Annotated in this window: 22 protein-coding genes; 18 read left to right on the top strand and 4 right to left on the bottom strand. The window is 54.1% G+C overall.

Going from position 1 to position 26,780, the window contains the following annotated elements:
- Nucleotides 1–45: 45 nt before the first annotated feature.
- The gene (locus QEN58_RS17340; RefSeq protein ID WP_280104843.1) at nucleotides 46–1,611 is read right to left on the bottom strand and encodes a cryptochrome/deoxyribodipyrimidine photo-lyase family protein; all 1,566 of its coding nucleotides are present in this window, start codon (nucleotides 1,609–1,611) and stop codon (nucleotides 46–48) included.
- Between the two features lie 116 nt (nucleotides 1,612–1,727).
- Between QEN58_RS17340 and hmuQ the strand changes: the two genes are divergently transcribed.
- The 6 genes from hmuQ (at nucleotide 1,728) to QEN58_RS17310 (ending at nucleotide 9,928) form a co-directional block, all read left to right on the top strand.
- A complete protein-coding gene (gene hmuQ, locus QEN58_RS17335) occupies nucleotides 1,728–2,030 on the top strand; it encodes a heme-degrading protein HmuQ (RefSeq protein WP_035560873.1) in 303 nt (100 codons plus the stop codon).
- A gap of 266 nt (nucleotides 2,031–2,296) precedes the next feature.
- Nucleotides 2,297–3,658, top strand: a complete 1,362-nt coding sequence (locus QEN58_RS17330; RefSeq protein ID WP_280104842.1) for a TolC family protein — start codon at nucleotides 2,297–2,299, stop codon at nucleotides 3,656–3,658.
- Nucleotides 3,655–4,824, top strand: a complete 1,170-nt coding sequence (locus QEN58_RS17325) for an efflux RND transporter periplasmic adaptor subunit (RefSeq protein WP_280104841.1) — start codon at nucleotides 3,655–3,657, stop codon at nucleotides 4,822–4,824. Before QEN58_RS17330 ends, QEN58_RS17325 begins: the two co-directional genes overlap by 4 nt.
- Nucleotides 4,817–7,966 (top strand): efflux RND transporter permease subunit, encoded by a 3,150-nt coding sequence (locus QEN58_RS17320; RefSeq protein WP_280104840.1) that lies wholly within the window; start codon nucleotides 4,817–4,819, stop codon nucleotides 7,964–7,966. The genes QEN58_RS17325 and QEN58_RS17320 overlap by 8 nt, the downstream gene beginning before the upstream one ends.
- A complete protein-coding gene (locus QEN58_RS17315; RefSeq protein WP_280104839.1) occupies nucleotides 7,966–8,646 on the top strand; it encodes a response regulator transcription factor in 681 nt (226 codons plus the stop codon). Before QEN58_RS17320 ends, QEN58_RS17315 begins: the two co-directional genes overlap by 1 nt.
- Nucleotides 8,633–9,928: a sensor histidine kinase gene (locus tag QEN58_RS17310; RefSeq protein WP_280104838.1), complete on the top strand. Its 1,296-nt coding sequence runs from the start codon at nucleotides 8,633–8,635 to the stop codon at nucleotides 9,926–9,928. Before QEN58_RS17315 ends, QEN58_RS17310 begins: the two co-directional genes overlap by 14 nt.
- A 161-nt stretch (nucleotides 9,929–10,089) precedes the next feature.
- On the opposite strand, the gene QEN58_RS17305 is transcribed toward QEN58_RS17310, so the two are convergent.
- Nucleotides 10,090–11,016, bottom strand: coding sequence for a 1,4-dihydroxy-2-naphthoate polyprenyltransferase (locus QEN58_RS17305; protein ID WP_280104837.1), 927 nt, complete (start codon nucleotides 11,014–11,016; stop codon nucleotides 10,090–10,092).
- A 142-nt stretch (nucleotides 11,017–11,158) separates the two neighbouring features.
- On the opposite strand from QEN58_RS17305, the gene QEN58_RS17300 reads away from it, so the two are divergent.
- The 4 genes from QEN58_RS17300 to menH are packed head-to-tail and all read left to right on the top strand — an operon-like array spanning nucleotide 11,159 to nucleotide 15,501.
- Nucleotides 11,159–11,656, top strand: coding sequence for a DoxX family protein (locus QEN58_RS17300; protein WP_280104836.1), 498 nt, complete (start codon nucleotides 11,159–11,161; stop codon nucleotides 11,654–11,656).
- A gap of 35 nt (nucleotides 11,657–11,691) precedes the next feature.
- Complete coding sequence (locus QEN58_RS17295) at nucleotides 11,692–13,017, top strand: isochorismate synthase (protein WP_280104835.1); 1,326 nt, start codon at nucleotides 11,692–11,694, stop codon at nucleotides 13,015–13,017.
- A 5-nt stretch (nucleotides 13,018–13,022) separates the two neighbouring features.
- Nucleotides 13,023–14,759 carry a 2-succinyl-5-enolpyruvyl-6-hydroxy-3-cyclohexene-1-carboxylic-acid synthase gene (menD, locus tag QEN58_RS17290; RefSeq protein ID WP_280104834.1) on the top strand — a complete coding sequence of 579 codons (1,737 nt, stop codon included), beginning with the start codon at nucleotides 13,023–13,025 and terminating at the stop codon, nucleotides 14,757–14,759.
- Nucleotides 14,749–15,501, top strand: a complete 753-nt coding sequence (menH, locus tag QEN58_RS17285; RefSeq protein WP_280104833.1) for a 2-succinyl-6-hydroxy-2,4-cyclohexadiene-1-carboxylate synthase — start codon at nucleotides 14,749–14,751, stop codon at nucleotides 15,499–15,501. Before menD ends, menH begins: the two co-directional genes overlap by 11 nt.
- 11 nt (nucleotides 15,502–15,512) lie before the next feature.
- Here the strand turns inward: menH and QEN58_RS17280 are convergent, their stop codons facing one another.
- Complete coding sequence (locus tag QEN58_RS17280; RefSeq protein WP_280104832.1) at nucleotides 15,513–16,982, bottom strand: anion permease; 1,470 nt, start codon at nucleotides 16,980–16,982, stop codon at nucleotides 15,513–15,515.
- A 265-nt stretch (nucleotides 16,983–17,247) separates the two neighbouring features.
- Between QEN58_RS17280 and frdA the strand changes: the two genes are divergently transcribed.
- The 7 genes from frdA (at nucleotide 17,248) to QEN58_RS17245 (ending at nucleotide 23,902) form a co-directional block, all read left to right on the top strand.
- Complete coding sequence (gene frdA / locus QEN58_RS17275; RefSeq protein WP_280104831.1) at nucleotides 17,248–19,035, top strand: fumarate reductase (quinol) flavoprotein subunit; 1,788 nt, start codon at nucleotides 17,248–17,250, stop codon at nucleotides 19,033–19,035.
- Nucleotides 19,032–19,799: a succinate dehydrogenase/fumarate reductase iron-sulfur subunit gene (locus tag QEN58_RS17270; RefSeq protein ID WP_280104830.1), complete on the top strand. Its 768-nt coding sequence runs from the start codon at nucleotides 19,032–19,034 to the stop codon at nucleotides 19,797–19,799. The genes frdA and QEN58_RS17270 overlap by 4 nt, the downstream gene beginning before the upstream one ends.
- A gap of 12 nt (nucleotides 19,800–19,811) precedes the next feature.
- Nucleotides 19,812–20,207: a fumarate reductase subunit C gene (locus QEN58_RS17265; RefSeq protein WP_280104829.1), complete on the top strand. Its 396-nt coding sequence runs from the start codon at nucleotides 19,812–19,814 to the stop codon at nucleotides 20,205–20,207.
- 17 nt (nucleotides 20,208–20,224) lie between these two features.
- On the top strand, nucleotides 20,225–20,620 hold the full coding sequence (gene frdD / locus QEN58_RS17260) for a fumarate reductase subunit FrdD (protein WP_280104828.1): 396 nt from the start codon (nucleotides 20,225–20,227) through the stop codon (nucleotides 20,618–20,620).
- Nucleotides 20,621–20,688: 68 nt separating this feature from the next.
- Entirely contained in the window at nucleotides 20,689–21,549 is an 861-nt protein-coding gene (gene menB / locus QEN58_RS17255; RefSeq protein WP_280104827.1) for a 1,4-dihydroxy-2-naphthoyl-CoA synthase, read from the top strand.
- A complete protein-coding gene (gene menC, locus QEN58_RS17250) occupies nucleotides 21,549–22,493 on the top strand; it encodes an o-succinylbenzoate synthase (protein ID WP_280104826.1) in 945 nt (314 codons plus the stop codon). Before menB ends, menC begins: the two co-directional genes overlap by 1 nt.
- Nucleotides 22,490–23,902: an AMP-binding protein gene (locus tag QEN58_RS17245; RefSeq protein ID WP_280104825.1), complete on the top strand. Its 1,413-nt coding sequence runs from the start codon at nucleotides 22,490–22,492 to the stop codon at nucleotides 23,900–23,902. Before menC ends, QEN58_RS17245 begins: the two co-directional genes overlap by 4 nt.
- 21 nt (nucleotides 23,903–23,923) lie before the next feature.
- Here the strand turns inward: QEN58_RS17245 and QEN58_RS17240 are convergent, their stop codons facing one another.
- A complete protein-coding gene (locus QEN58_RS17240; RefSeq protein ID WP_280104824.1) occupies nucleotides 23,924–25,192 on the bottom strand; it encodes a Zn-dependent hydrolase in 1,269 nt (422 codons plus the stop codon).
- Between the two features lie 193 nt (nucleotides 25,193–25,385).
- Between QEN58_RS17240 and aptA the strand changes: the two genes are divergently transcribed.
- Complete coding sequence (gene aptA, locus QEN58_RS17235; RefSeq protein WP_280104823.1) at nucleotides 25,386–26,759, top strand: omega-aminotransferase AptA; 1,374 nt, start codon at nucleotides 25,386–25,388, stop codon at nucleotides 26,757–26,759.
- Nucleotides 26,760–26,780: the final 21 nt, after the last annotated feature.

Raw genomic sequence — 26,780 nt, 5'->3', positions numbered from 1 at the left:
TACGGTGGCCATTTAGATTGAACCGGTGCAGGATGAAGGCGGCTTCTAAGCATCATTAAGCCCGCCCTCGTCTAACAGCGACAGCTGCTGACGATGGGCGGGTTTTTGTTGGCGCGTGCGTTTGCTAGGTCGTCGCTGGCTGGCGAGCTTATCCACAATGGCTTGGCTGGCTTCTCTGGCGTCTGGGGTGCGACGCAACTCATACAGCATTTTCTTCCAGTGGCGCGCCTCACATTCAAAGTCGTTGGGCAGCGGGTAGTGCTCGCCGGGTTGAAAGCCGAACCGCTCCGGCAGCGCCCAGGGCTTGGCGCGCCACTCTAGCGGCAGTGGCGTTAATTCCGGCACCCAGCGGGCGACAAACTCACCGCTAGGGTCGTTATCTTCCGCCTGTTTGATGGGGTTATACACCCGCAGCGCGTTGGTGCCCGTGGCGCCTGCCTGCATCTGTACCTGGGGGTAGTGAATGCCGGGCTCAAAATCGGTAAATAGCCGCGCTAGGTGCAGGGCAGGTTCGACCCAGTGCAGCCCAAGGCCAAAGGTGGCGTGGGAGATCAGCATGGCGCGCATGCGAAAGTTGATCCAGCCGGTGGCGATCAGGCTGCGCATGCAGGCATCTACCAGCGGCACGCCGGTTTGCCCGCGTTTCCAGGCCAATAAGTTGGGGTGTTCGGGGTCGCGTTCCCGCAGGCCACGCAGCGCCGGGTGCAGGGTTTGCGACTCAATACTCGGTTCGCTTTCCAGCTTTTGAATAAAGTGGCAGTGCCAATGAAGCCGTGAAGCAAAGGCACGCAGCGAGCGTGACCACGGCGTATCGTCCGCATGCTTTTTTCGCTGGCGGCGCAGGGACTGCACCACTTCGCGCATGGAGAGCGTGCCCCAGGCCAAGTGAGGCGAAAGCCGTGAGCCAAATTCCCAGGCCAGCAGCGGTTTGGAAAGCGAGCCGCGATAGCGCCGCCCGCGCTGGTTGATAAAGCTGCGCCACACTGCGCGCCCTTCGCTCCGCCCTCCTGGCTGGCGCTCGGGGCAGAGCGTGGTATCAAACCCTAACGTCAGGTCGTGCAGCTGTTCGACGTCAATATGTTGAAAGGCCTGCCAGCACTCAGCCGCCTGGGCGTTTTGTGGGGCAGTGGCGGTGGGCGCCGTCATTAACGTTTCCCACTGCTTTTCCCATGCGTTGCGGTCGGCCACTCTGGATTTCAAACCACGCACTACGCCGTGCTGGCGCGCTTCATGCCATGGCGTGCCGTGCTGCTGGCACCATGCTTTGACGCTAAGGTCGCGGCCAACACTCCAGGCGTTGCCGGTCTCCTCGTGGGAGTGAAGGACAAGCTCGCCATAGTGCGCTTTAAGCGCGGCCAGCAGGTCAAGCATGCTGCCCTGCCATAGGCACAGCGGCAAGCCCAGGGTTCCCAACGCTTGAGCGAGATCAGCCAGCGAGTCGGCCGCAAATTGCCAGTGGCGCAGTGCGCTGTCTGGCGCCTGCCACTGCCCAGGTTCAATGGCGAATACGGGCAACACAGGGCCAGCCGCAGCTGCGTTAGAAAGCGGCGCGTGATCATGAATGCGTAAATCGCGTTTGAACCAAACGACCTGGATAGGTGCCTTAGCCATTAATAATACTGATACCCGACGGTTGAGGGCTATTCGCCGCTAAGCCTATTCGCCATTTGCCTGTGACGTTACCATCAAGGTAGCGTTTGCGGAATCAACCCAGTAGGAGAGTAATGATGTATATCGCCATGAACCGTTTTCGGATTGCCCCAGGCCGCGAAGAGGACTTTTTAGAGGTGTGGCGCAACCGCGACTCTCACCTGGATGAAGTGCCGGGCTTTAAGCAATTTAAAATGCTGCAGGGTGAAAGCCAGGAAGATCACACCGTGTTTATCTCCCACAGCGTGTGGGAATCGGAAGAAGCCTTCCGCGACTGGACCAAGTCAGACGCGTTCCGCAAAGCGCACGCCAATGCCAAGGCGCCTGAAGGCATTTACCTTGGCCCGCCCAAGTTTGAAGGTTATGAGGTGGTGCTGTAAGCACTAATAAAAACAGTAACCAATAAATAAGATGGAAATAGGTACGGTCGCTTGGCCGTATCTAATTCACGAGATATAGACGCTGACGGAGCAGGCTAAAAGTCCGAGTTACTCACAATAAAAATAGGTATCCAACTTTCCGATAACGGATGAACGGACTTAGAAACTTGCTAAGTGGCGCCGGTGTGCATTTCAACTTAACCATCTCTTAACCTCGCCATCTGTAGGTTGCCTGGTAGATAACGTTAATTACGGATAACTACCTTATGGCGGGCCGCTCCTCTACTCTTCTTTTGCTTGTCTTCAGCGCTGCGTTACTGTCTGGTTGTGCCAGTACGGGCGAGCGGCAGGATTATTTGCGGCAGGCTGAACGCTTACCAGCAGAAGTGTCATTTGCAGAAATTGATGAATTGCCAGGTACGGCGACAAGTCTTACCGCGCTCATTGACAGTCGCGAATTACAATCTCTTATGCAGGAAGCGCTAGATAATAACCCTGGTCTACAGCAAACCCTCTTGGCCCTTAAACAGAGCCAAGCGACGTTGCGTAAAAGTCGCGGCGAACGATATCCAGAGCTGGAAGCTGGCTTTAGTGCCAGCGATACCGAGGACTCGGAAGAACAGTACACAGGCTCACTAACGCTGAGTTGGCAAGTGGATGTGTGGCAGCAAATCGAAGATGGTATCAATGCCGATGAACAGAGCCAATTTCAGCGGCAGGCCACTTATCAGGCAGCGAGGGATACGTTAGCCGGTGAAGTGATGAGTAGCTGGCTAAACCTTGTGGCTCAAAAACGCTCCTTAGCCATAGAACGTCGAAGACTGGACACGTTAGAGCTAAACGAGCAGCTGATTCAGCAACGCTACCAGCGGGGGTTGGACGGTCTGGATGACCTGGATAGCGCACGCAGTCTAACCTACAGCACACTCGCTTCCGTACGAGAACTTGAAGAGACCATTCAACAAGACGAACGGGCTCTGAACAGTCTGTTAGGCCGTATGGATGACAATCCCTACCAAGTGCCGGATCAATACCCTTCAGTAGAACGTCCGCTGACTGGTTTGCCCGAGCAGACCTTAGCGCGTCGCCCTGATTTACAAGCAGCTTGGTACGCTATTGCCGCTGCGGACTATAACGCAAGCGTCGCCTACAAAGATTTACTTCCACGAATTGATATTCAAGCCGCCCTGGAAGATATGGCGACATCACCCAGTGACGCGTTGCTTACTGATCCTGTATGGAACCTGTTAGGACAGCTAACCGCACCGCTATTTCAAGGCGGGCAGCTCTACGCTGCCGCTGAAATAGCATCGCTTGATACGGCTATTCAGTATGAGACCTATCGTGAAACCTTGTTAACCGCAGTAGAAGAGGTACGCAATGCGTTAAGTCTAGAGCAAGCGTTTGCTGAAAGACGCGACTATATCCGCCAAGCCCTGGATAAGCAGAGTCTTGCATTGGATAGGTATCAAGAAAGATATCGAGCGGGCAACGCCACCATCTTGGAACTACTCAGTGTGCAACAAGAGACTTATGACCTTGAGTCTCAGCTCGACTCGCTAATTTATAACCAGCTTGATAATCGAATTACTTTAACGCTCGCCTTGGGTTTGGGGATTGACGAATGAGACGTAAAAATGTGCGTAGGCTAGTGTTGGTACTGGCCTTATTATTTCTCGTAGTGGTGTTTGTCTATAGCGGTGTTCGAATGGCCGAAAACAAGAATAACCTGCAGGAAACACCCCCTGTTCAGGAGCCACAAAGACCCACTGTCAATGTTGTAGAAGTAACGCCGGGCACATATCGAGCCAGCGTTGAGGGAGTAGGCAGCGCTGAAGCTCTATTCGAATTAGACCTAAATAGTCGCATTAGTGGGCAAGTGATAAGTGTCAGCGACAGCTTTAACTCTGGCCGGTTGGTCGTGCAGGGAGAGGTGTTAGCCACGCTTGAAGATAGTCAGTGGCAGGCAGAATTAGAGTCTGCGCGTGAAGCCCAGGCAGAAGCGTTAGTCAGCTATTTAGAAGAGGAGCAGGAAGCGCAACAAGCTGAGCAGGAATGGTCTTCTTCAGGAATATCAGGATCTCCGCTGTCTACGTTAGCTTTACGGGAACCTCAGCTAGCCGCCGCTCAAGCTGCTTTGGACAGCTCGCGCCAAGCCGTTGCAGAGGCAGAGAAAAACCTAGCTAGCACTCAAATTAAGGCCCCTTTCGATGCTATCGTCATCGGTCGAAGTATCTCACCAGGCAGTTATGCTCAGGCGGGTAATGAGATTGGCCAATTGTTGAGTTCGAACAGAGTGGAAGTCGTCATTCCCCTTTCTGCGAGTGACTGGTCGGTTCTGCCTAATGAAGATGAGTTAGTTTCAGGGCGTCTTTCAGTGGAACTAACGCAAATGGAAACCGGAGAGCAATGGATTGGCTCTGTGATTCGCACCGAGAAGAATCTGAATAGTGATACGCGTCAGCGGGCATTGGTCGTAGCAGTAGATGAACCGCTTGCTCAGGAACCCAGCCTCTACCCCGGTACGTTCTTAAAAGCACAAATTCCTGGGCGCTCCGTTGCCAATCTTTGGAAACTGCCAGCCTCAGCACTAAGCCAGCGTGAAGAAATTTTAACCGTCTCGGATGAAGGCCTCCTAAAAGCACATCCAGCCAATATTATATTTTCCGATCAACAGCACATTTATGTTGAGCACCCGGAAGGTTATGACCAAGCAACGGTCGTCATTCAGCCTCTCAGTAGCTACAGCGAAGGCATGGCTGTGACGCCACAGAGCGAGTTGTCTGATGACTGAACGTACTTATAAAGGTTTGATTCCTTGGTTTGCCGCCAATCCAGTGGCAGCCAACTTGCTGCTTATGATCGTCATTGTTGCTGGCCTGCTGACCGTATTTGATCTGCGTAAAGAAGCATTTCCTGCCGCTGAACCTGAGAGCCTCACTATCTCGGTTACCTACCTAAGTGGTTCCGCTCAGCAAAGCGAGGAGGGGGTTGCCATTAAGATCGAGGAGGCTCTGGAAGGCGTCACTGGCATCAAATCCGTCACGTCAACCTCTGATAGCCAGGGTGTTACCGTCACTGTTGAAGGGCAATCAGATTATAGTCTTGATACCTTACTAAGCGATGTTAAAAATAAAGTAGATGCCATCTCTAACTTTCCTGCGGAAGCAGAAGCGCCATCAGTAGAAAAAGATGAGCAGGCGTCTGATGCCATTGCGCTGCAACTATATGGAGATGCCAGTCGCTACACATTGCAGCAGTTGGCTAATCAGTTGAAGACAGATCTTTTGGCCCAACCTGATATTAGCCGCGTCACTTACTCTGGCTGGATTGATCCCATTATATCAGTTGAGGTAAATGAAGCTCGTTTGCAAGCCTATGGTTTGTCTTTGACTGATGTACAAAATGCCATCAACAATTTCTCTTCTAATACCTCGACGGCTATACTGCGACACGAGCGTCTGTTTCTTCAGCTTAAAGCGTCAGAGCAGGCGTATTACGCTAAAGAGTTTGCCCTTATTCCACTGATTTCTTCGGCTAAATACGGCACTGTTACATTAGGCGATGTGGCAAGCATTCTTGATACTTATGATGATACAACACCCGTATTGTCTCGTTTTAACGGCGAGGAAAGTCTCACTTTAAATGTCATAAGTATTGGCAAAGACGATGTTCTGCGCACTGTATCCGCCACAGAAGAAGTGATTGAAGAGTGGTATAGAGATGGCACATTGCCAGCTGGCGTAGAGTTGGCTAGTTGGGATGACAATAGTGAAAATATTTCAAGTCGTCTAAGACTGCTGGCGGAAAATGCTGTAATGGGAATAGCGCTGGTATTCTTTTTGCTTGCGGTGTTTCTGAATCTGAAAGTGGCTTTTTGGGTGGCCGCAGGATTACCTTTTATTTTCTTTGGCACTTTCTTTTTTATGGGCAGCAGTTTTGCTGACCTTTCACTAAATGAGTTTACGACATTCGGTTTTATCATGGCGTTGGGTATTGTTGTAGACGACGCTGTAGTGATTGGCGAAAGTGTTTATGCTACTAGGGAAAAAGATGGTGATACCCTGGCAAATACTATTAAAGGTACTATGGTCGTCGCTGTTCCTACCCTATTTGGTGCGTTTACCACTGTGGCTGCATTTGCGGCACTATCGCAGACGAGTGGCATGTTAGGACAGTTATACGCGCAGTTTGCGGTGGTCGTTACGATTTGCCTATTACTATCGGTCGTAGAGTCTAAGTTAATACTGCCTGCTCACTTGGCTCACCTTAAAACTCATCGTGATGGTGAGCGCAGCAACCGAATGGCGGCGACTTGGCAAAAAGTGCAGAATGGCGCAGATAGTGGCCTGACATGGTTTAACCGTAAGGTTTATACCCCAGCCATACATCAAGCCATCAGCCATCGTTATGCCGTTGTGGTAGTTGGTATAGGCTTTCTAGTGTTGGTGATGTCGATGCCCTTCAATGGCACGGTGCGTATGAGTTTCTTTCCTGATGTTCCTGGGGAAACTGTTACCGCTAATTTAACCATGCACAAAGATGCTAGTTATGGATTAACCCATGCTGCTCTTAGTCTGCTAGAGGATCGCGCTTTCGAAGTAGATGAAGCATTGCGCGAAGACAGCAGTAACGACGAGAGCGCAATCGCCAACTTGCAGGTGATATCAGAAGATGACCAAAGTGGCTCGGTCACCTTAGAGCTTGTTGGAAATGCGCCATATACATTGGAACAATTTGCCCGTAGCTGGCGGGAACAGACGAATACACCGGAAGGCACACAAACCTTAAGTATTCAAAGTAACCAGATGATGGTAGATGCTTTAAGAGTAGAGCTGCGCTCCAGTGATGATGAAGTGCTCAGCCAAGCAGGTGATGAACTAAAAGAGTACCTTCAGGGTATTAGCGCCATCAGCGGTATTGAGGATAACCTGACCCCCACTCAACCCCAGCTTAGTTTAACGTTGACTGATCAAGGAAAGAGCCTGGGTATGACAACTGATGAGTTAGCCTCGCAGGTTTACCAAGCGTTTAGCGGCCAGGTAGTGCAGCGTTATCAACGTGGTGGTGATGAAGTTGAAGTTAAAGTTCGTTATCCAGAAACTGAGAGAGGCAGTGCCGCGGATGTATTAAATGCTAACGTGCGTACGCCCTCTGGTGATGTCGTCCCCGTTTCTTCTGTAGCTAAAGTCAGTTATGGATTTTCCCAAGACACTATTACGCGAATTGATAGTCAGAGAGCAGTTTATGTTACCGCTGATGTAGATAAAGAAGTGAGATCTGTCACTGATTTGGTGAGCAGTTTAAAAATAACTATCGCCAATGACCTGCAACAGAAATATCCAAATTTAGAAATCCATTTTGGAGGTGAAGCTGAAGAGCAGCAAGAAACATCCTCATCAATGATAACCATGTTCTTGCTAGCGATGCTGGCAATCTATATGTTGCTAGCTATTCCACTGAAATCCTATATTCAACCCTTAGTCATTATGAGCGCTATTCCGTTTGGCGTCATGGGCGCTATCATTGGTCACTGGCTGTATGATTTGCCTTTGAGCATACTGTCATTAAATGGCGTTATTGCCCTTAGCGGGGTAGTGATCAACAACAGCCTGTTGCTGGTGAGCCAATATAATCAGGAAAGCCTAGAAAATCACGACCACCAGCAGGCGATGGTATCGGCTTGTACCAGTCGTTTACGCCCTGTACTACTTACGTCAATGACAACGTTTGCCGGGTTGGTGCCATTGCTGAGTGAAACGTCGACACAGGCCCAGTTTTTGATCCCCGCAGCCGTTTCGCTTGCCTATGGTATTCTTTTTTCAACAATCATTATCCTAGTGTTGATACCCTCGTTGATGGCTATTCAAGAGGATATTGCTATCCGGTTGAAGCGATTGGTAAACAGTGAAGCGAATGAGGGAGTACGGGAGTAATGCTAGATATATTGTTGGTAGAAGATGATCATGATCTGGCAGAAACTGTTGTGCAATATTTAGAGCTGGAAAACATCCACTGTGATCATGCCAGCAACGGCATAAGAGGACTTTATCTGCTGCAAGATCATGATTATGACGCTTTGCTGCTGGATATTAATCTACCTCGACTTGATGGATTGACCTTATGCCAAAAGCTCCGAAATGAGGGCAAGGATATTCCTGTGCTAATTCTCACCGCTCGCGATAGGCTTCAAGACAAGCTAGATGGTTTTCGAGCGGGTACCGACGATTTTCTCGTAAAACCTTTTGAACTTGATGAGTTAGTGGCACGGGTACAAGCGTTGACTCGTCGTCGTAGTGGACAAGCGCAGATCCTGAGCTATGGAGGACTGGAAATGGACTTGAATAAGCGCGAGGTTTTACGCTCTGGCCAACGATTGAAGTTAACGCCTACAGCCTGGCAGCTTCTAGAAGCTTTGCTAAGAGCCGCTCCAGAAGCGGTAAACAGGCAAAAGCTAGAAGCGGCAGTCTGGGGAGACAGAATTCCTGACAGCAATGTGCTTAAGGTCCATATGCATTATCTGCGTAAGGCGGTGGATTCAGGATTTTTGTCTCGCTTGATACACACTGTGCCAGGTTTTGGTTTTGCTCTACGAGAAAGTCATGAGCAAGGCTAATCCCAGCCTTCGCGGAGCATTGATACTAGTCTTTACCGTCATAGCTTTCGTACTCATCACAGGCTATAGCTTCTTATCAACTCGGTATTTCATGAGTGGTATGGATACCATTATTGTCGATAACTTAAACTGGGCTGCCACTGTCTATGCCGAGGATGAGTCCGGCTCTAATCTCAAAGGTTTCGATAACTATAAAGTGACTCGTGAATGGCACGATCAGCCAGCCTCCATTGTTGAGTCAGAACCTACCCCACCTAGCGATAACCAGTTACAAAAATTAAATATGAAAGGTGGGGCTGAACCCTTTGATCTAATGTTTTTTTATATGGCTGTGGATGTCCGTGGAGAAACCTTTTATGTGAGTTTTTACATTTCACCCGATACGGTCTCCGAAATGGTGAAGAGCCACGCCAGAGAATCACTAATAACGTTGCTTGTTATTGGGCTGGGTTCCGCTGCTTCGGTAGCACTGGTGGTATGGTGGTTTTTATATCAGCTAGCTCGTCCCGTAGCCCGCCTTGGTGTTTGGGCTCGAGAGTTGAATGAAAAAACGCTGGATGACCACATTCCAGATTTTGGATTCCGGGACCTAAATGATTTTGCCCGGCTGGTACGCAATAGTCTGATTTCAGTAAAAGAAGGACTCGATAGGGAACAATCTTTTTTGCGTCATACTAGCCATGAATTGCGTACACCTATAAGTGTGATACAAAATAATGTTGAGTTACTTCGCAAGCTAAAAGAGCATCAGTCCATATTGCAGAACGACCCGCGTGAAATAGCTGTAGTAGAACGTATAGAACGCGCAAGCCAAACCATGAAAGACTTAACGACAACGTTGTTATGGCTAGGAAAGACTGATAGTGAACCACTTTTTATTAAAGATTTCAGGTTGGATTTGCTGGTAAATGGTTTGGTCGATGATTTGGGCTATCTTTTGAAATATAAAGATATCACGGTTTCGTTAGAGACCAATCCTTATAGTTGTAAATTGCCGGAAGCTGCAGTTCAAATTGTTCTAGGAAATCTCATTCGCAATGCTTTTCAACATGCGACTGAAGGCGGTATTTGTATTACGCAGAGGGATAGTGTTGTTGAGATAGTTAATGATCTCAATATTGATAATGATGAGGCTGACAGCCTGGGTTTTGGTCTAGGGTTAGAGTTGACTTCAAAGCTTACTCAGCGACTTGGGTGGGGTTATTATAATACAGTTAAGGAAAGTCAGGCAGTCGTTTGTGTATGTTTTGAGTCAAATCCATGTAGTGAGATGAATAGTTAATAATCGATGTCTGAAATGGTGACAGTAAAGTACACGTATTAATTTACAATGAGTAAAAGCCTGTTCAGATATGCAAGCTGTTCCATTCAGATTTTAAGGCCATGAAAAGTGAGTTCATAGCCTTAAAAAATCTTTAGAAACTTTAGTTTTCAGGTATACAGTCAGAAAAAGGCCAAGCCAATAGACAGCAACACGCTATAAAGTAGCGTTGAAATGGCCGTTTTCTTCAGCATATTGGTTAGCATCTCGCCATCACGGGTATGGCTTAACGTTCTGGCTGCATCGGTCAATGGCTTGGCCACCAGCAGGCAGCTCCATCCCACCCACGGTACCGGCAGTGCAACCATGTAGATCAAGGTAAGCAGCAGCGCCATGCCCAGCAGCGTCCAGTGGTAGTTAATCGCCTTGGTGCGACCAAGCCGCACCGCCAGGGTGATCTTGCCGTTGCGCGCGTCGCTTTCGATATCGCGTACGTTATTGACATTGAGTACGGCGGTGGCCAGCAAACCGCAGGCGGCGGCAGGCAGAAAGGGCAACCAGCTTAGTTGCTGTACATGTAGATAGTAGGTGCCCAAGACGCCGAGTAGCCCAAAAAATACAAAGACCGCAATGTCCCCAAACCCTCGGTAGCCATAAGGGGTGCCGCCAAGCCCTACGGTATAGGTCACTGCTGCCAATAGGGCAGCAGCCCCTAATAAAATGAAGATGAGAATCTGCCCCCAGTGATCCCCAAACGCGGCGACCAGCAATAACAGCCCCAGTACTGCGGCAAGCGTGGCCGCAACGATCATCCCCGTGCGCATTTTTTCCGGGGTAAGCAAACCGGAAGCGACCGCTCTTTCAGGCCCTATACGCTGTTCGTCGTCGGCACCCGATGCGGCATCACCGTAATCGTTGGCTAAATTAGATAGCACTTGGAGTGCTATCGCTGTTAATAAAGCAAGCAAAAGCACCGCCATATTCAGTGCATCCACACTCGCGGCTAGCCCAGTACCCAGCAGAATGGAAGCACACGCCAGAGGCAGCGTTCGGGGGCGAGCGGCGAGTACCCAGGCTTGGTAGGGGCGGCGCTGACTATTTTGTTCCATTCCGTCGATATTCCTGTTGACCGTTTTCATTCAATAAACATTCGTCAATGTATGATTGCGTGCTCAAAAGTAGACCTGCATCAAAACAAGGGGTGTTCTCTTCCCTCAAACTGCTGGTGACCCTATACCAGGAGTTTACGCGATGATTGGCGACTTATTTAGACATAACAAATATATGGCGGTAGTTTGGTTACTGCTACGGCTCTACTTAGGCATCACCTGGCTAACCCTGGGCATCGGTAAGATCACCGGTGGCTTTAGCGCTGAGGGTTTCTTGAGCAATGCTGTCGCCAATCCTGTGATGCGTGAGGGAAGCGCGGTTTACCCGAATTATGTTGCCTTTCTAGAGAATGTTGCATTGCCCAATGCCGATATCATTAATGTCATTATACCGCTGGGAGAAGTGTTAGTTGGATTGGGTTTGATCGTTGGTGTGCTGACCTCGTTTGCTGCGTTTTTCGCCATCGTGATGAACATGTCGTTTTTGATGGCAGGCACGGTGTCCACTAATCCATGGATGATTGCGCTGACGTTTTTTTTGCTGGTGGCGGGGGCCAATGCAGGGCGGTTTGGCGGCGATCGATGGGTGCTACCCTATATGAAACAAAAACTAGGCCTGAAGCACCCCAGTAGTCATTAGTAGGTAATTGAAAAGGCTGGCCTAATAGGTAAATTATGCACTTTATTCCTCCTGTTGAGGCACTCAAAAGCCAGCTCGATACGCTTAGCGATAGCGCTAAAAAAGGGTTTATACGCCTTAGCACCTCTTGTCAGGTCAATCACCTGATGGGATGGCTAAACGCGCAGAGCGAGTATCCCCGCTTCTATTGGCAATCCCGAGAAGCTGGCGCCGTTGAGTATGCGACGTTGGGGGCTGTTAAGGCGTTTGATTCACTAGCCGCGCTGCAGGCTGATCTTGCCAGGCTGGCTGATTTGGGTGGCGAGCAGCCGGACTACTTCGGTGGCATGGCTTTCGACACCAGTACGGTAGGGTGGGAGCACTTTCCTGGCTGCCATTTTTTGCTGCCGCGTATAGAGCTTAGGCGCCAGCAAACTGGGGCGACGCTATCACTCAATTTACGCTTTGATGATCGTTGCCCAGAGGCCGAGATAGTCCAGGCGCGTGCCTGTTTGGCTGCCCTGAAAGAGGAGCGGCCGCTGCCGTGCTTGCTGCCGCATGTTTATCAGCGTGAAGACCGCCCTGCCCAGAAAGAGTGGGCGGCATCGGTCGCACAGGTCACCCATCCTGATCACCTGAGCCACACACCCAAGGTGGTGCTCTCACGGGAGACCTGCCTGACAACACCTGAAACGCCTAGCCCTTGGGCGCTGCTGGCACGCTGGCAGGCCGGTGCCGCCGACTGTTTTCACTTTGGCGTCCAATTGACCCCGCATGAAGCGTTTATTGGCTGCCCGCCGGAACGGCTCTACACGCGTGAAGGCAGGCACTTAATGACCGAGGCGCTGGCGGGCACTACACGGCGCGGGCGGGATGCCCAGCAAGATCAAGCGCTTGCCGATGAGCTGCTGGCCGATAAGAAAAACAGTTTGGAAAACCAGTGTGTCTATCAGCAGCTTTTGACTCAGCTTGAGCCGCTCTCTTCTCACGTCCAGATGGGCGAGGCGCATACTGTTAAGCTGCGCTCGGTGCAGCATATCCGTCGTCTGATTCACGCCGAGTTGCACCAAAACGTCACCGACCAACGGTTGCTTGCCGTGCTGCCGCCTACCCCGGCGGTGGGCGGTGTGCCCCGCGAGTCGGCACTGGCATTTATTCGCCAGCATGAGCGCCATCGCCGCGGCTGGTATGCAGGCGTCTTGGGTAGAATCAGCCACACCAGCAGTGACCTTTCAGTGGCCATTCGCTGCGCCCATATCGGCCCAGAAACAATTCGCCTTTATGCCGGTGCAGGCATTGTGGCAGGCTCCCAGCCGGACGAGGAGTGGCACGAACTGGATGCTAAAATCGCTGACATTATGTCGCTGCTAGGGATGGGATAATGCATATGACCGCACCTGTATCTACCGATTTTGCCATCCAACACGCCACCTTTAATCATGTGTGGGCGGCACTGATGCTGGAGGAACTCTACCGCTTGGGTGTCCGCGACGTGGTGCTGGCGCCGGGTTCACGCTCATCGCCTTTGACCATGGCCTCCAGCGAACACGCCGGGCTGCGCTGCCGCTGTCACTTTGATGAGCGTGGGCTGGGATTTATGGCGCTGGGCATTGCCCGGGGCAGTCAGCGCCCGGTCGTCATTATCACCACCTCAGGCACCGCTGTAGCGAACCTTTATCCGGCGGTAGTGGAAGCCAAATTGCTCGGCGTGCCGCTTATCGTGCTTTCTGCCGACCGCCCGATTGAACTGCTGGATAACGGCAGCAACCAGGCGATTGACCAGCGGGATATATTCTTTCGCCACACCATTGTTCACCACGACCTGCCGCCGCCGGATGCTGAGATAAAAGCGGCATTCCTACTTAGCACGCTTGACCAAGCGGTTGACCAGCAGCGCCGAACTCCTGGGCCCCTTCACATTAACTGCCGTTACCGCGAGCCGCTTTACCCCGGCAGTTGCCCTATGGATGCCAGTGACTATCTCGCCCCGCTAAGGGACTGGCTGACGACTTCAAAACCGTGGAGTGATTGGCGGACCAGCACTGCGTTTCCCGCGCTTAATAGTGAGTGGGAAACGTTTTCCCAACAGCGGGGCCTGATTGTCGTTGGCAGTGTTGATGATTCCCAGCAGGCGCAGCATGCTGTTGAGCTATCCAAGCAATTGGGCTGGCCGTTGCTGGCGGATGTGCAGAGCCAGGTTCGGTTTGATCCTCACAACCTGATTTATTTTGATTTGGCGCTGCATGATGAGCGTTTCAGCGCTGAGCTCGCCAAAGCAGAAGTGCTGCTGCAGTTTGGTGGCCGACTCATTTCCAAGCGGTTAAGCCAATTTATTGCCCAGCAGCCCTGGCAGGATGTCTGGTTGGTTGATTCGCAGCCCCAGCGGCTGGACCCAGACTACTGCGTTAAGCGCCGTTTGGTATGCTCGCCTGCCGACTTTATCGCTGATTTGCCAGCACACTCTGAACTATCGCCTTGGCATCAGTTGGATAGCCTCCAACGCCGCACCAGTCGGCTTGTGGAAGAGCGTTGTACGGCATTCTCAGAACTGGGTGTTTGTCACCTTTTAGCACAGTTGGCAGTCGGGCAGCTGTTTATAGGCAACAGCCTGCCCGCACGGCTAATGAATATGCTGGGTACGCATCGCCAAACGCCGCTGCGGGTATTGGCTAATCGTGGCGCGTCGGGTATCGATGGCCTGATCGCAACGGCCTATGGCCTCAGCTGCACATGCTCGGAACCCACGACTATCGTGCTGGGGGATACGAGTGCTCTGCATGATCTCAACAGCTTGGCGCTGCTGAAACAGTCCAGCCAGCCTCTGGTGGTGGTCATTCTTAATAATGATGGCGGCAGTATTTTCCATATGCTGCCGGTGCCCAAAGAGGGTGAGCTGCTGGAGCGCTATTACCGCCAGCCCCACGGCTTGAACTTCGAGTATGCGGCCAAGATGTTTGGGCTTGGCTACTCGGCGCCCAGTTCATTGGAGGCCTTCGCGGCGGCTTATACCCAGGCGTTAGAGGTAGGCGTTTCACTGATCGAGGTTAACGTGCCCCATCAGCAGGTCGCCGATGATCTCAAGGCCCTTGGCGAAGCGATTCGAGGGGAGCCGCGTGAGCAGTAAATCACAGCAGCAGGCGCCTACCCTGGTACTGCTCCATGGCTTACTGGGGGATCGTCAGGACTGGGATGAGGTCATCGCTGGCTTGGAAAGCATTAACTGCTTAGCGTTAGACCTGCCGGGGCACGGTGAGAATCACCAGATACGGCTGGCCTCGTTTGAGGCGTTTCACCATTGGCTTTGCGACACACTGAGTGACCGAGGGGTTAGCCGCTACTGCCTGCTGGGTTACTCCCTGGGCGGGCGTTTGGCGCTTTACCATGCCAGCCGTCAGCCATCGGGGTTGGAAGCGCTCTGGCTGGAGAGTGCTCACCCTGGTTTACCCGCCAGTGAGCGTCCTGGCCGTATTGCTCATGATGAACGCTGGGCAACACGCTTCGAGCGGGAGCCATTGGGAAACGTACTTATCGATTGGTATCTGCAGCCGGTGTTCGCCGACTTAACCGAGGCCCAGTGCACTCGGCAGATTCAACGTCGGCTAGCGAATCACGGGCCAGCCATCGCCAGCATGCTGCGATCAACTTCCTTAGGCCAACAGCCTTCGCTTTGGCATTGGCTGGAAAGTACCTCGCTTCCGGTAAGCTACTTTTCGGGGCGGCGGGATGCCAAGTTCCACTCTTTGGCGTCTCATCTGACAACAATGGCCCCGCGCCTGCGCCATATCACGCTGGAAGGGGGCCACAATCTTCATGCTGAGCAACCTGAGAGGATCGCTCAGCATCTCAATGCCTGGTATCCACGATAGGCGACTGGTTATCAGCTGATCACGAGTAGCCAGGGTAGGCCGATCGCCAGCCAAGCCACCAGGAATAGCAGCCCAAAGATTGCCCCTAGGCGCCAAAAGAGTGCGCTGGGCAGGTAGCCGCTGCCGTAGTAAACCGGGCTTGGCCCTGTACCGTAGGGAGTAATGATGCCCATAAAGCCCAGTGTGGGCAGCAGTAGCAGCACAAACATCTGCATATCCAGCCCCGCTATACCTGATGCCGCTGCCAGAATCACCGGCAGCAGGGCGGTAACGTGGGCAGTAACGCTGGCAAAGAAGTAGTGCAGTAGATAGAAAATGACCACCAGCGCCACCATGGCCATCAGCGGGTCGAAGTGGCTTATCTGACCGCCCACCACATTGCCAAACCAGTTGACGAACCCAACTTGGCTGAGACCGCCTGCCAGTGCCACCAGGGTGGCAAACCATACAAAGGTATTCCAAGCTGCGCGATTATTAAGAATATCGTCCCAGTGAATGATGCCCGTTAACAGCATGCCGCAGATCACCACTAGGCCCACGAGTGAACCAGAGATAACACTGCCGGCAAAAATCCATAACAGCAGGGCGGTGACCACCATAGCGACCAACATTATTTCATGGCGGGTCAGTGCCCCTAGCTTGGTTAGCTCCTGGCCCGCCCAATCAGAAATTTCATCGCCTGCCTTCACTTCGGGGGCGCATAGCCAGTAGCTCAGCAGCGGCACCAGAAGCAGCAGCAGGATGCCCACAGGTGCTACTGCCATAAACCACTGCCCCCAATTGACCTGGATACCAGTGGTGCTTTCGGTTAACGCGATCGCCAACAGGTTGGGCGCCAGTGCGGTCAAAAATAGCGAGCTGGTTACGCAGGTAGACGCCAACGCGGTCCACATCAAAAAGCTACCCATGCGCTTCATGCTTGGGTCATTAGGGTGCGAATCATAAAGCGGCGGCAGGTTGCGAATCACGGGGTAGATCGTGCCCGCACTGCGCGCGGTATTCGAGGGCGTAAACGGCGCCAAAATGCCATCCGCAATCATCACCGCGTAGCCAAGGGTCAAGGTGCGCCTCCCCATGGCTTTGACCAGCCAGAGCGATATCCGCCTGCCCAGTCCGGTTTTTTCGTACCCCAGGGCAAACATAAAGGCACCGAAAATTAGCCAGACGGTGGAGTTGGTAAAGCCTGACACCGCCCAGGAAAAAGCTTGTCCGGCGGGGTTGAAGCCGTCAGCGGCCAGCTGTTCGGGAGAGAACAGCACCCACCGAGAAAGCAGTGCCACCAGGGTAACGCCGACCAGGCCCACCACTGCGCCCGGTAATGGTTCCAGAATAAGACCGACGACACAGCCAAGGAAAATGGCGAAAAAGTACCATGCATGAGGCGCAAGCCCCGGGGGTGTGGGTATCAGCGCGACGATGATGGCGACTGCTAGCGGCGCTAACAATTTCCATCTCGGTGAGGGTTGAGCATTCGTCGTCATTCGGCACCTCTCTTAATTTTATCTTGGCGATTGTAATCGTCTGGCGAATAGGCATTTGCCTTGCACGGGATGGCTAGAAGAGTAGGTGCTGCGGCCTTACGGGAACAGCAATGCTGACTCAATTCACTGCTTCTTTGATTCACGTCAATAGTCCTTTCGACTAATGAGCAGGGTCTGCAGCAGGCATGATAAGTTCGAATAAAGAAGACGGCAGCGAAGATTGCCGCCAGTACCACCTTTGACTTGGCTAATGAAGGGGCTTTTCATGCAGCAGCGAGATTTCGATATCGTCATTGTGGGTGGGGGTGGCGCAGGCTTGCGTGCTGCCATTGGGGCCGCTGAGCAGGCCAAGGGGCAGGGCACCCCCCAGCGCATTGCGCTGCTGTCCAAGGTGTATCCCATGCGCTCCCATACCGTGGCCGCTGAAGGCGGTGCTGCCGCCGTCACCAGTGATGAAGATTCCCACCAGGCGCATTTCGATGACACGGTGTCAGGCGGTGACTGGCTGGTTGAGCAGGGCGTCGTCGACTACTTTGTTCATCACGCGTATCAAGAGCTGGTTCAGATGGAGCGCTGGGGCTGCCCCTGGAGCCGTAAAGACGATGGCCAAGTGCAGGTGCGCCGCTTTGGGGGCATGAAAACCGCCCGCACCTGGTTTGCGGCCGACAAAACCGGCTTTCATATGCTCCACACTCTGTTTCAGACCTCGCTGAAATATCCTGAGATCGAGCGATTCGATGAGTTTTTCGTGCTCGATCTAGCTGTTCACGAAGGTGCGGTGATTGGCGTGATAGCCCTGCAGATTGCCACCGGTGAACTGACCCTGCTGCGCGCTAAAGCGGTGATTCTCGCTACCGGCGGCGCAGGGCGCTTGTTCCGCTTCAATACCAACGCGGGCATTGTCACCGGCGACGGTATGGCGATGGCTTATCGTCACGGTGTGGCGCTGCGGGATATGGAGTTTGTGCAGTACCACCCCACCGGTCTGCCTGGCTCTGGTATTTTGATTACCGAAGCGTGCCGGGGCGAAGGCGGCATTCTGCTCAATAAAGAGGGCTACCGCTATCTGCAGGATTACGGCCTAGGCCCGGAAACGCCGTTGGGCAAACCGGAAAACAAATACATGGAGCTGGGGCCGCGGGACAAGCTCTCCCAGGCCTTCTGGCAGGAGCAGCAGGCGGGCCGCACCGGCAAGTTTGGCGACAGCGACGTGGTTTATCTCGACCTGCGCCACTTGGGTGAAAAGTATATCTTGGAACGCCTGCCGTTTATCTGCGAGTTGGCTAAATCCTATATCAATGTTGATCCTGTTAAAGAGCCCATCCCTATTCGCCCAGCGGTGCACTACACCATGGGTGGGATCGAAACCGACCCTCAGTGCGAAACCTCCATCGCCGGGCTTTATGCCGCTGGGGAGTGCTCCTCGGTGGGGCTGCACGGTGCTAACCGGCTAGGCTCCAATTCGCTAAGCGAGCTACTGGTGTTTGGCCGCTTAGCCGGTGAGCAAGCCAGCAAGCGTGCAGCAAAAACCGAGTGGGCCGATGAGCGGCTGCTGGAAGCCCAGGGTGATCGTCAACAAGCCAAGCTGCTGCGCCTCTGTGACGGAACCGGAAGTGGAGAGAACTGGGTCGAACTCAAGCGCGCCATGGTGCAGGCCATGGAGAGCGGCTGCGGTATTTACCGCACTGAAGAGGGCATGCGCCATTCGCTTGAGACCATGCGCCAGCTGCGCGCTCGCTTCAATGAGATACGCGTTAAAGATACCAGCAAGATATTCAATACCGAGCTGCTGGAGTGTATCGAGCTTGGCTATGGGTTGGATATTGCCGAAGCCTCTTGCTTGAGTGCCCTGGAGCGCCGTGAATCCCGCGGTGCCCATCAGCGCCTGGATGAAGGCATGCAGAAACGCGACGACGTTAATTACCTCAAGCACAGCCAGGTGTTTTACCAAGGCGAAGCGCATGCCGAACTGCGCTGGCAGGATGTCGATGTGCGGTTCTCCGCACCGGCTGAGCGGGCCTATGGCGATGCAGGCAAGGGGGGCAAGGCATGAACACCGAGCAGATCAATGCTAAGAACGTTAGCACCAAGCACATTAGCGTCAAGCGCTACCTGCCCGACAGCTCGGCTGAGCCCTATTGGCAGCAGTACGAACTGCCGGTGGACGACAGCACCTCGCTGTTGGATGCCCTCAACCACATTAAAGAGCAGCTCGATAGCACCTTGAGCTACCGCTGGTCGTGCCGGATGGCGATTTGCGGCTCTTGTGGCGTGATGGTCAACGGCATTCCCAAGCTTGGTTGTAAAACTTTCCTGCGCGATTACGAAGGCGAGATCCGCATCGAGCCGCTCTCCCACTTTCCGGTACAGCGGGACCTGGTCGTGGACATGGAAATATTTCTTGAGCATCTGGCCGCGGTTAAGCCCTACCTGATCGATGACAATCCGGTGAAAGCGTTTGATCCCCAGACGCCGGAACCCTATCAACAGTCACCTGAACAGCTCGCCCGTTATAAGCAGTTCGCTAACTGTATTAACTGCGGCCTCTGCTACTCGGCCTGTCCGCAGTTCGGGCTTAATCCTGAGTTCCTTGGCCCGGCGGCGCTAACGCTGGCTCACCGTTACAACCTGGATAGCCGCGACCACGGCAAGAAGCAGCGTATGGCCGAACTTAACCGCCATGAAGGCGTTTGGAGCTGCACCTTTGTGGGCTTCTGCTCCAAGGTATGCCCCAAACACGTTGACCCCGCCGCGGCGGTAAATCAGGGCAAGGTTGAGGCCGCCAAACACACACTCATTGCGCTGTTTAAAGGGTAGGGGAGGAACGTCATGGATAAATCATCATCGCAACGCCTGCCACCACTGAAACGCAACTGGTGGCTGAAACACCGCTTTTTTAAACTCTATATGCTGCGCGAAGCCACGGTGCTGCCGCTGGTGTTTTTCACGCTCTGCCTGATCGCCGGTATGGTGGCGCTTCTTCAAGGGGCAGAAAGCTGGCAGGGATGGATCGCCTTTATGGGCTCTCCCATCGTATTAGTGCTGAATCTTTTAGCATTGGCCGCCAGCCTGTTTCACGCCGCCACCTTCTTTGTGCTGTTCCCACGGGTAATGCCGCTGCGTATCGCCGGACACAGTCTGCCCGATCAGGCCATTGTGGCTGGTCAGTGGGCAGGCGTAGTGGCAGTCGCGCTGCTGTTTTTCTGGTTATTCGGGAGGGCCTAAATATGGAAAAGCTAGCCATGAATAAACCAAGCATGGGCAAAAACAGCACTCAGCACAAACAGGCCTTTGATGAACCGCTTTGGTGGGGGCTGTTTAGCGCGGGTGGTGTCTGTTTCGCCGTCTTGCTACCTGCTGTGATTCTCTTTATCGCCGTTTTACTGCCCCTTGGCCTGCTGCCCGCCGAGGCGTTGAGCTATGAGCGCGCATCAGCGCTGCTGTTCAGCGTGCCGGGCTTTCTGTTTGTTGGGGCGGTGGTCTGTTTACCGCTATTTCATGCCGCTCACCGCCTGCGCCATGGGATGTTTGATATCCGCGTGGGCAATGACGCACTTAACAAAAAACTGATGTACGGTGGGGCTGCGCTGTTAAGCATCGTGGCGCTGGGTCTAGTCGTTGCAGGTATGTTGGGTTAAGCGATTCTCGGCAAGAACCACGTCCAAAAGCGAACGAAAAACCCCCTGGCAAAGAAAAAGAGACTGGCATGATCAACGGACTCACTGAATCGGAACTCTATGCGCCCATCGAGTGGCAGGATCGCTCCGATGGCTATCAGGATATTTTGTACCACACCACTGCTGATGGCATTGCGCGCATCACCATCAACCGGCCAGAGGTACGCAACGCCTTTCGCCCGCTAACGGTGAGCGAGATGGCCCAGGCGCTTAACCGCGCCCGCCACGACAGCTCCATTGGTGCCATTCTGCTCACTGGCGCAGGCGACAAAGCGTTCTGTTCCGGCGGTGACCAGCGCATTCGCGGTGACTATGGCGGCTACCAGGATGAAGAGGGCACCCACCACCTCAACGTACTCGATTTCCAGCGTGATATTCGCACTTGCCCCAAACCAGTAGTGGCGATGGTGGCGGGCTACGCCATCGGCGGCGGCCATGTGCTGCATCTGATGTGCGATCTGACCATAGCGGCCGACAACGCGATTTTCGGTCAAACAGGGCCCAAAGTAGGCTCCTTCGATGGTGGTTACGGCGCCTCTTATATGGCGCGCATTGTGGGCCAGAAAAAGGCCCGGGAGATCTGGTTTCTGTGCCGCCAATACAGTGCCGCCCAAGCGTTGGAAATGGGGCTGGTCAACCACGTAGTGCCGTTGGAGACGCTTGAAAAAGAGAGCGTGCGCTGGTGCCGGGAAATGCTCCAGCACAGCCCCATGGCGCTGCGCTGCCTAAAAGCCGCGCTCAATGCCGACTGCGACGGTCAGGCTGGGCTGCAGGAGTTGGCGGGCAATGCGACTATGCTCTACTACATGACCGAAGAGGGACAAGAGGGGCGTAACGCCTTCAACGAGAAGCGCCGCCCGGATTTTTCCCGCTACCCGCGTAACCCTTAATGCAGCTGGCGCTCTACCGCTACTCCCTCCCGTTCCGTCAGCCGCTCATGTTTAAAGGACAGCGGCTGACGAACAGAGAAGGGCTGTTAGTTTCCATCCACGGGCAGTGGGGTGAGATTGCCCCGCTACCCGGCTTCTCGACTGAAACGCTGGAGGAAGCTGAAGCCGAAAGTTTGGCCTGTTTGGCTGCTTTGAGCCGAGGCGAAACAGTCTCTCCAATACTGCCATCGGTTCAGTTTGGGTTTGATTGCGCCCAACGCTCTTGGCCAAGCAATCTTCCTGCTTCTTTGCCGCCTTATCCGCTGCTCCAGGGAGCGCCTGCAGAATTGATAGAGGCTCTTGGAGAAAGCGATTGGCAAGCGTCGCCGCCCTCTCGGCTCAAGTTGAAGGTGGCACGCTATCCCATGGAGCAGGAGCTGGCGCTGATCGAACAGCTTGCTACTCGGCTACCCGCCACTAAGCTGATTCTGGATGCCAACGGCGGCTGGACGCGGGAAGAAGCCCAGCGTTTCTGTGAGCGCCTGCCCCTTGCGCAAATCGATTACCTGGAAGAGCCCTGCACTGCCTTCGCTGACACCATCGCCGTGGCAGAAGCGACGGGGGTGGCCATTGCCCTGGATGAAACGCTGTCGCGCAGGGAAGAGTGGCACTGCCACCCGCAGCTCAAAGCCCTGGTCATCAAGCCCACGCTGATCGGCTCGCTAAGCGCTTGCGAGGCACTCGTTCAACGGGCAAGAGCGAGCGATCTACGCGTGGTGATCTCCTCCAGCTTTGAATCCGATTTGGGACTTGGGCTGTTGGGTCGGCTGGCCAGCGAGTGGGCGCCCGATGATCCGCCGGGGCTGGATACTGGCCACTGGCTTACCGAGCGCGTGACCACTGAAACGGGCGAAGTGATGACAGAAAACGTGCACTGCCTCTCTAAAATGGAAAGTTCAGCGTGATAGAAAACTGCCCCATCCACTACTGGGCCAATGAGACCCCTGAGCAAGTCGCCATAGAGGCGGGTTCAATAAAGCTTAGCTACCGAACGCTTAATCGCCGAGTGGCGTCTTTAGCGCAGCAACTGGCTCGGAAAGGGTTTGTGCCAGGTGATCGGCTAGTGGTTCCCGCCAAAGGCTCGCTTGAGTCCTTGCTGCTGGCGTGGGCCTGCCTGCGGGCAGGGGTGATTTTCTGCCCACTTAACCCTGCGTTTCCCGTTGCCCAGCAGCTGTGCCTAGCCAAGCGCTTGCAGGCTGGCCGCGTTTGTCAAACGGAAAGCGGCGACGATTACTCTTCACAGTTAACTTCTTCACAGTTAACGCCGATCACCCTCGATTTCCTGGCGGAAGCTGGTGCAGGTGAGCCTCCAGTGCTCAATGGTCGCCAGCTGTGTAACACGATTTTTACCTCTGGATCCAGCGGTACGCCCAAGGCAGTGCTGCAGCGCGTGGCCAATCATTTGGCCTCCGCGCGCGGCTCTGCGTCGTTTATTCCCGTTGATCAAAACAGTGGCTGGCTGCTCTCGCTGCCGCTGTTTCATATCGGTGGCTACGCTATTCCATTTCGCGTTTTTCTCGCCGGTGGTCGGGTGATTCTTGATGAGGACCCACACACGCTTCCCGCGCGTCTTGAGCAGCAGTCGATTACCCATCTTTCACTGGTACCCACCCAGCTTTGGCGGCTGCTGAAGGCGGGCTTTACGCCCCAGCGCACGCAGTTGCGCGAGCTGCTGCTGGGCGGCGCGGCCATTCCCGCACCGCTGGTGGCGAAGATGACATCACTGGGGCTAACACCGAAAGTCAGCTACGGGCTCTCCGAGATGGCCAGCCAGGTTTGCACCGGGATACCTACCGCGCCGGGCGTCGTGGGCAGGCCACTACCGGGTCGAGAGGTAAGGGTGGTTGAAGGTGAGATACAGGTGCGTGGCGAGACCCTGTTCTGCGGCTATTTGAATAACGGCGAGGTTGATCCAGCCCTCAACGACGAGGGTTGGTTTGCCACCCGCGATAAGGGGCACTTCACGACGGAGGGCGCGCTGGTCGTGGAGGGGCGGCTCGATAACGGCTTTATCTCCGGCGGCGAGAATATTCAGCCGGAAGCCATCGAACAGCGCTTGGTCGATCACTCTAGCGTCTCCCAGGCGCTAGTGGTGCCGGTGCCCCACCCCGAATGGGGTGAGCGTCCGGTGGCGTTTATCGATTGGCACGCAGAGGCCGTATCAGAACAAGCGCTAAGCGCCTGGGTTCGTGAGGCGCTACCCAGCTTTATGGCGCCCGATGCCTGGCTAGCCTGGCCGTCAGGGGTGGGCTTTAAGCCCTCCCGCAAGCAATTTGCTGAGCTGGCGCGGGCACACGTGAACTTTACCGTTTAGCGTTGCAACCTAATTGGTGACCTATTCCGCTAGTCCAGCAGCGTCCAGCATGGCGTGGAGCAGAACGTTACAGCCTGCATGAACGTGTTCCGGCGTCGCACTTTCGATCTCGTTGTGGCTAATACCGTCCTTACAGGGAATAAAGATCATTGCCGCAGGAGCTACGCGGCCCACAAACATCGCATCGTGGCCCGCGCCGCTGATGATATCGATATGCGATAGGCCTAGCTTCTTCGCCCCTTCACGCACCGCATCAACGTATTCTTTGTTGAAGTGTTCCGGGGCAAAATCCGCCGTAGGCGTTAATTCATATGCCAACCCGTGGCGTTGGCATATGTCTTCCACGGCAGCGGCCACCGCCTGGCCCATTGCGATAAGTGCTTCAGGCTCCCAGTGGCGCATATCCAGAGTCATTTTAACCTGACCGGGAATAACGTTACGCGAACCGGGGTGCAGCGTCATGCAGCCCACCGTGCCGCGCCCGTGGGGCTGGTGTTCAAAGGCAATACGGTTGAGCGCTTGGGTGACCTCTGCTGCGCCCATCATGGCATCCCGGCGAAGGTTCATCGGCGTGGGCCCAGCGTGGGCTTCAAGGCCGGTCAGGGTTAAATCAAACCACTTTTGCCCAAGCCCGCCGATCACCACACCAATGGTGGTATCGGTATCTTCCAGAATCGGGCCCTGCTCAATGTGCGGTTCAAAGTAGGCTTTTATCTCACTGGGCGAGACGCTGTCGCTGCCGCGGTAGTGGATGGCGTCCAGGGCATCGCTTACTGTGACGCCATCGGCATCGGTGCGCGCCATCATGGTGTCAAACGCCAGCTCGCCGGTAAATACGCCGGAACCCATCATGCAGGGCGGAAAGCGGCAGCCCTCTTCGTTGGTCCAGGCCACAACTTCGATAGGGGATTGCGTTGTGATGTTGTGCTGGTTAAGGGTGCGAATCACTTCCAGGCCGGAGAACACACCAAAGCAGCCATCGTATTTGCCGCCGGTAGGCTGACTATCCAGATGGCTGCCTGCCATCACCGCTTTGGCGCTGGGGTCGCTGCCTTCACGGCGGGCAAAGATATTGCCGATATTATCAATCCGAATCGTGCAGCCCTCGGCACGGCACCACTGGATAAATAGATCGCGTCCCTGGCGATCTAAATCGGTAAGCGCCTGACGATTGACACCGCCTTTTGCGGTGGCGCCCAGCTTAGCCATCTCCATTAGCGATTCCCAAAGTCGATCGCTGTCAGTGCGTAAGTCAGCTATGGCGATTTTCGGTTCAGTAAGCGAGTTCATATGACTTCCTTTTATTGAGCACGGAGGAAGCTGGCGACTCCCCGATTATTGTTTGGCTCATTGCTAGAGTAGAGATAAAAAAGCCGACGATACGTATAAATCCTCTAACGTGAACAAAAGAAAAGTGTAATTTTATAAACGTGTTTGCTGGCGCATGCTGAATCCAAGTCTTATAGCGATGGAGCTGGACAACATGTTTGGAATAAAAAGCAAAACGAAGCCTGAAGCATCGACTTCTTCTATGCAGGAGTCGTCTTCGAAAACGGCCCTTAATCACCACTATTGGATGCCGTTTAGTGCCAACCGCGACTTCCATGCCAATCCGCGTGTGGTTACAGGTGCCGAAGGGCGTTACTACATTGATGACCAGGGCCGTAAGCTATTCGACTCGCTTTCTGGGCTATGGACCTGCGGCGCGGGCCATAATCGCGAAGAGATTCAAAAAGCCGTAGCGGCGCAGCTAGGCAGCCTCGACTTTGCGCCTGGCTTTCAAATTGGCCACCCATTGGGATTTAAGCTGGCGGAAAAGGTGGCCAGCCTTACGCCAGAAGGGCTGGATCATGTGTTTTTCACCAACTCTGGGTCAGAAGCCGCGGATACCTCGGTCAAAATGGCCAAGGCTTACTGGCGGTTAAAAGGTAAACCCGAAAAAACCCGCATGATTGGCCGCGCCAAGGGCTACCATGGGGTGAATATCGGTGGAACCAGCCTGGGCGGGATTGGCGGCAATCGCAAACACTACGGTCAGTTGATGGACGTAACGCACCTGCCGCACACCCTTCAAGCGGGTCACGCTTTTACGCACGGCCAAGCGGAAACCGGTGCCGAACTTGCCGATGCATTGCTCGACCAAATTGCCCTACATGATGCCTCCACCATTGCCGCGGTGATTGTTGAGCCAATGTCAGGCTCGGCAGGGGTGATTGTACCGCCTAAAGGCTACCTGAACCGGCTGCGCGAGATCTGTACTGCTCACGACATCCTGCTGATTTTCGATGAAGTCATCACCGCTTTTGGCCGCAGCGGCGCCACCACCGGCGCGGAAGCGTTTGGCGTGACGCCGGATATTATGAATGTGGCCAAGCAGATCACTAACGGCGCCATCCCCATGGGCGCGGTGATCGCTTCCAGCGAAATTTTCGACACTTTTATGCATGCCGGTGGCCCCCAACACGCCGTTGAGTTTCCCCACGGTTACACCTACAGCGCCCACCCGGTAGCCTGCGCCGCGGGTCTGGCTGCGCTTGAGATGATGGAGCGTGAAAGCTTCCCCGCCCAGGTTAACGCCATCGCGCCTACCTTTGAGCAGAAGCTACACGCCTTGAAGGGCCGCAATCACGTTGTCGATATTCGTAACTACGGCTTAGCGGGTGCCATTCAGCTAACGCCCCGGGACAGCGACCCAACGATTCGCCCCCGGGACGCGCATATGGCGCTGTGGGAGGCGGGCTTCTACGTGCGCTACGGCGGCGATACGTTGCAGTTTGGCCCTCCCTTTGGCACCACCGAGGCTGAGCTGGAGCGCTTATTCGATGCGGTGGCCACTACCCTGGATTCGTTAGCCTAAGAGTCGTTGGCATTACCGACT

It is taken from the genome of Halomonas alkaliantarctica, assembly GCF_029854215.1.
Lineage (GTDB): Bacteria > Pseudomonadota > Gammaproteobacteria > Pseudomonadales > Halomonadaceae > Vreelandella > Vreelandella alkaliantarctica_A.
The sequence above is the reverse complement of the archived record's forward strand: the minus strand, read 5'-3'. Positions and strand labels throughout refer to the sequence as shown.

Coding starts and splice junctions, on each gene's coding strand:
- QEN58_RS17240 (WP_280104824.1), bottom strand. CDS start 25,192: ATGAACTCGCTTACTGAACCGAAAATCGCCATAGCTGACTTACGCACT.
- hmuQ (WP_035560873.1), top strand. CDS start 1,728: ATGTATATCGCCATGAACCGTTTTCGGATTGCCCCAGGCCGCGAAGAG.
- menD (WP_280104834.1), top strand. CDS start 13,023: ATGACCGCACCTGTATCTACCGATTTTGCCATCCAACACGCCACCTTT.
- QEN58_RS17300 (WP_280104836.1), top strand. CDS start 11,159: ATGATTGGCGACTTATTTAGACATAACAAATATATGGCGGTAGTTTGG.
- QEN58_RS17320 (WP_280104840.1), top strand. CDS start 4,817: ATGACTGAACGTACTTATAAAGGTTTGATTCCTTGGTTTGCCGCCAAT.
- QEN58_RS17340 (WP_280104843.1), bottom strand. CDS start 1,611: ATGGCTAAGGCACCTATCCAGGTCGTTTGGTTCAAACGCGATTTACGC.
- menC (WP_280104826.1), top strand. CDS start 21,549: ATGCAGCTGGCGCTCTACCGCTACTCCCTCCCGTTCCGTCAGCCGCTC.
- aptA (WP_280104823.1), top strand. CDS start 25,386: ATGTTTGGAATAAAAAGCAAAACGAAGCCTGAAGCATCGACTTCTTCT.
- QEN58_RS17295 (WP_280104835.1), top strand. CDS start 11,692: ATGCACTTTATTCCTCCTGTTGAGGCACTCAAAAGCCAGCTCGATACG.
- QEN58_RS17265 (WP_280104829.1), top strand. CDS start 19,812: ATGGATAAATCATCATCGCAACGCCTGCCACCACTGAAACGCAACTGG.
- QEN58_RS17330 (WP_280104842.1), top strand. CDS start 2,297: ATGGCGGGCCGCTCCTCTACTCTTCTTTTGCTTGTCTTCAGCGCTGCG.
- QEN58_RS17315 (WP_280104839.1), top strand. CDS start 7,966: ATGCTAGATATATTGTTGGTAGAAGATGATCATGATCTGGCAGAAACT.
- QEN58_RS17310 (WP_280104838.1), top strand. CDS start 8,633: ATGAGCAAGGCTAATCCCAGCCTTCGCGGAGCATTGATACTAGTCTTT.
- QEN58_RS17305 (WP_280104837.1), bottom strand. CDS start 11,016: ATGGAACAAAATAGTCAGCGCCGCCCCTACCAAGCCTGGGTACTCGCC.
- QEN58_RS17325 (WP_280104841.1), top strand. CDS start 3,655: ATGAGACGTAAAAATGTGCGTAGGCTAGTGTTGGTACTGGCCTTATTA.
- QEN58_RS17270 (WP_280104830.1), top strand. CDS start 19,032: ATGAACACCGAGCAGATCAATGCTAAGAACGTTAGCACCAAGCACATT.
- frdD (WP_280104828.1), top strand. CDS start 20,225: ATGAATAAACCAAGCATGGGCAAAAACAGCACTCAGCACAAACAGGCC.
- frdA (WP_280104831.1), top strand. CDS start 17,248: ATGCAGCAGCGAGATTTCGATATCGTCATTGTGGGTGGGGGTGGCGCA.
- QEN58_RS17280 (WP_280104832.1), bottom strand. CDS start 16,982: ATGACGACGAATGCTCAACCCTCACCGAGATGGAAATTGTTAGCGCCG.
- menB (WP_280104827.1), top strand. CDS start 20,689: ATGATCAACGGACTCACTGAATCGGAACTCTATGCGCCCATCGAGTGG.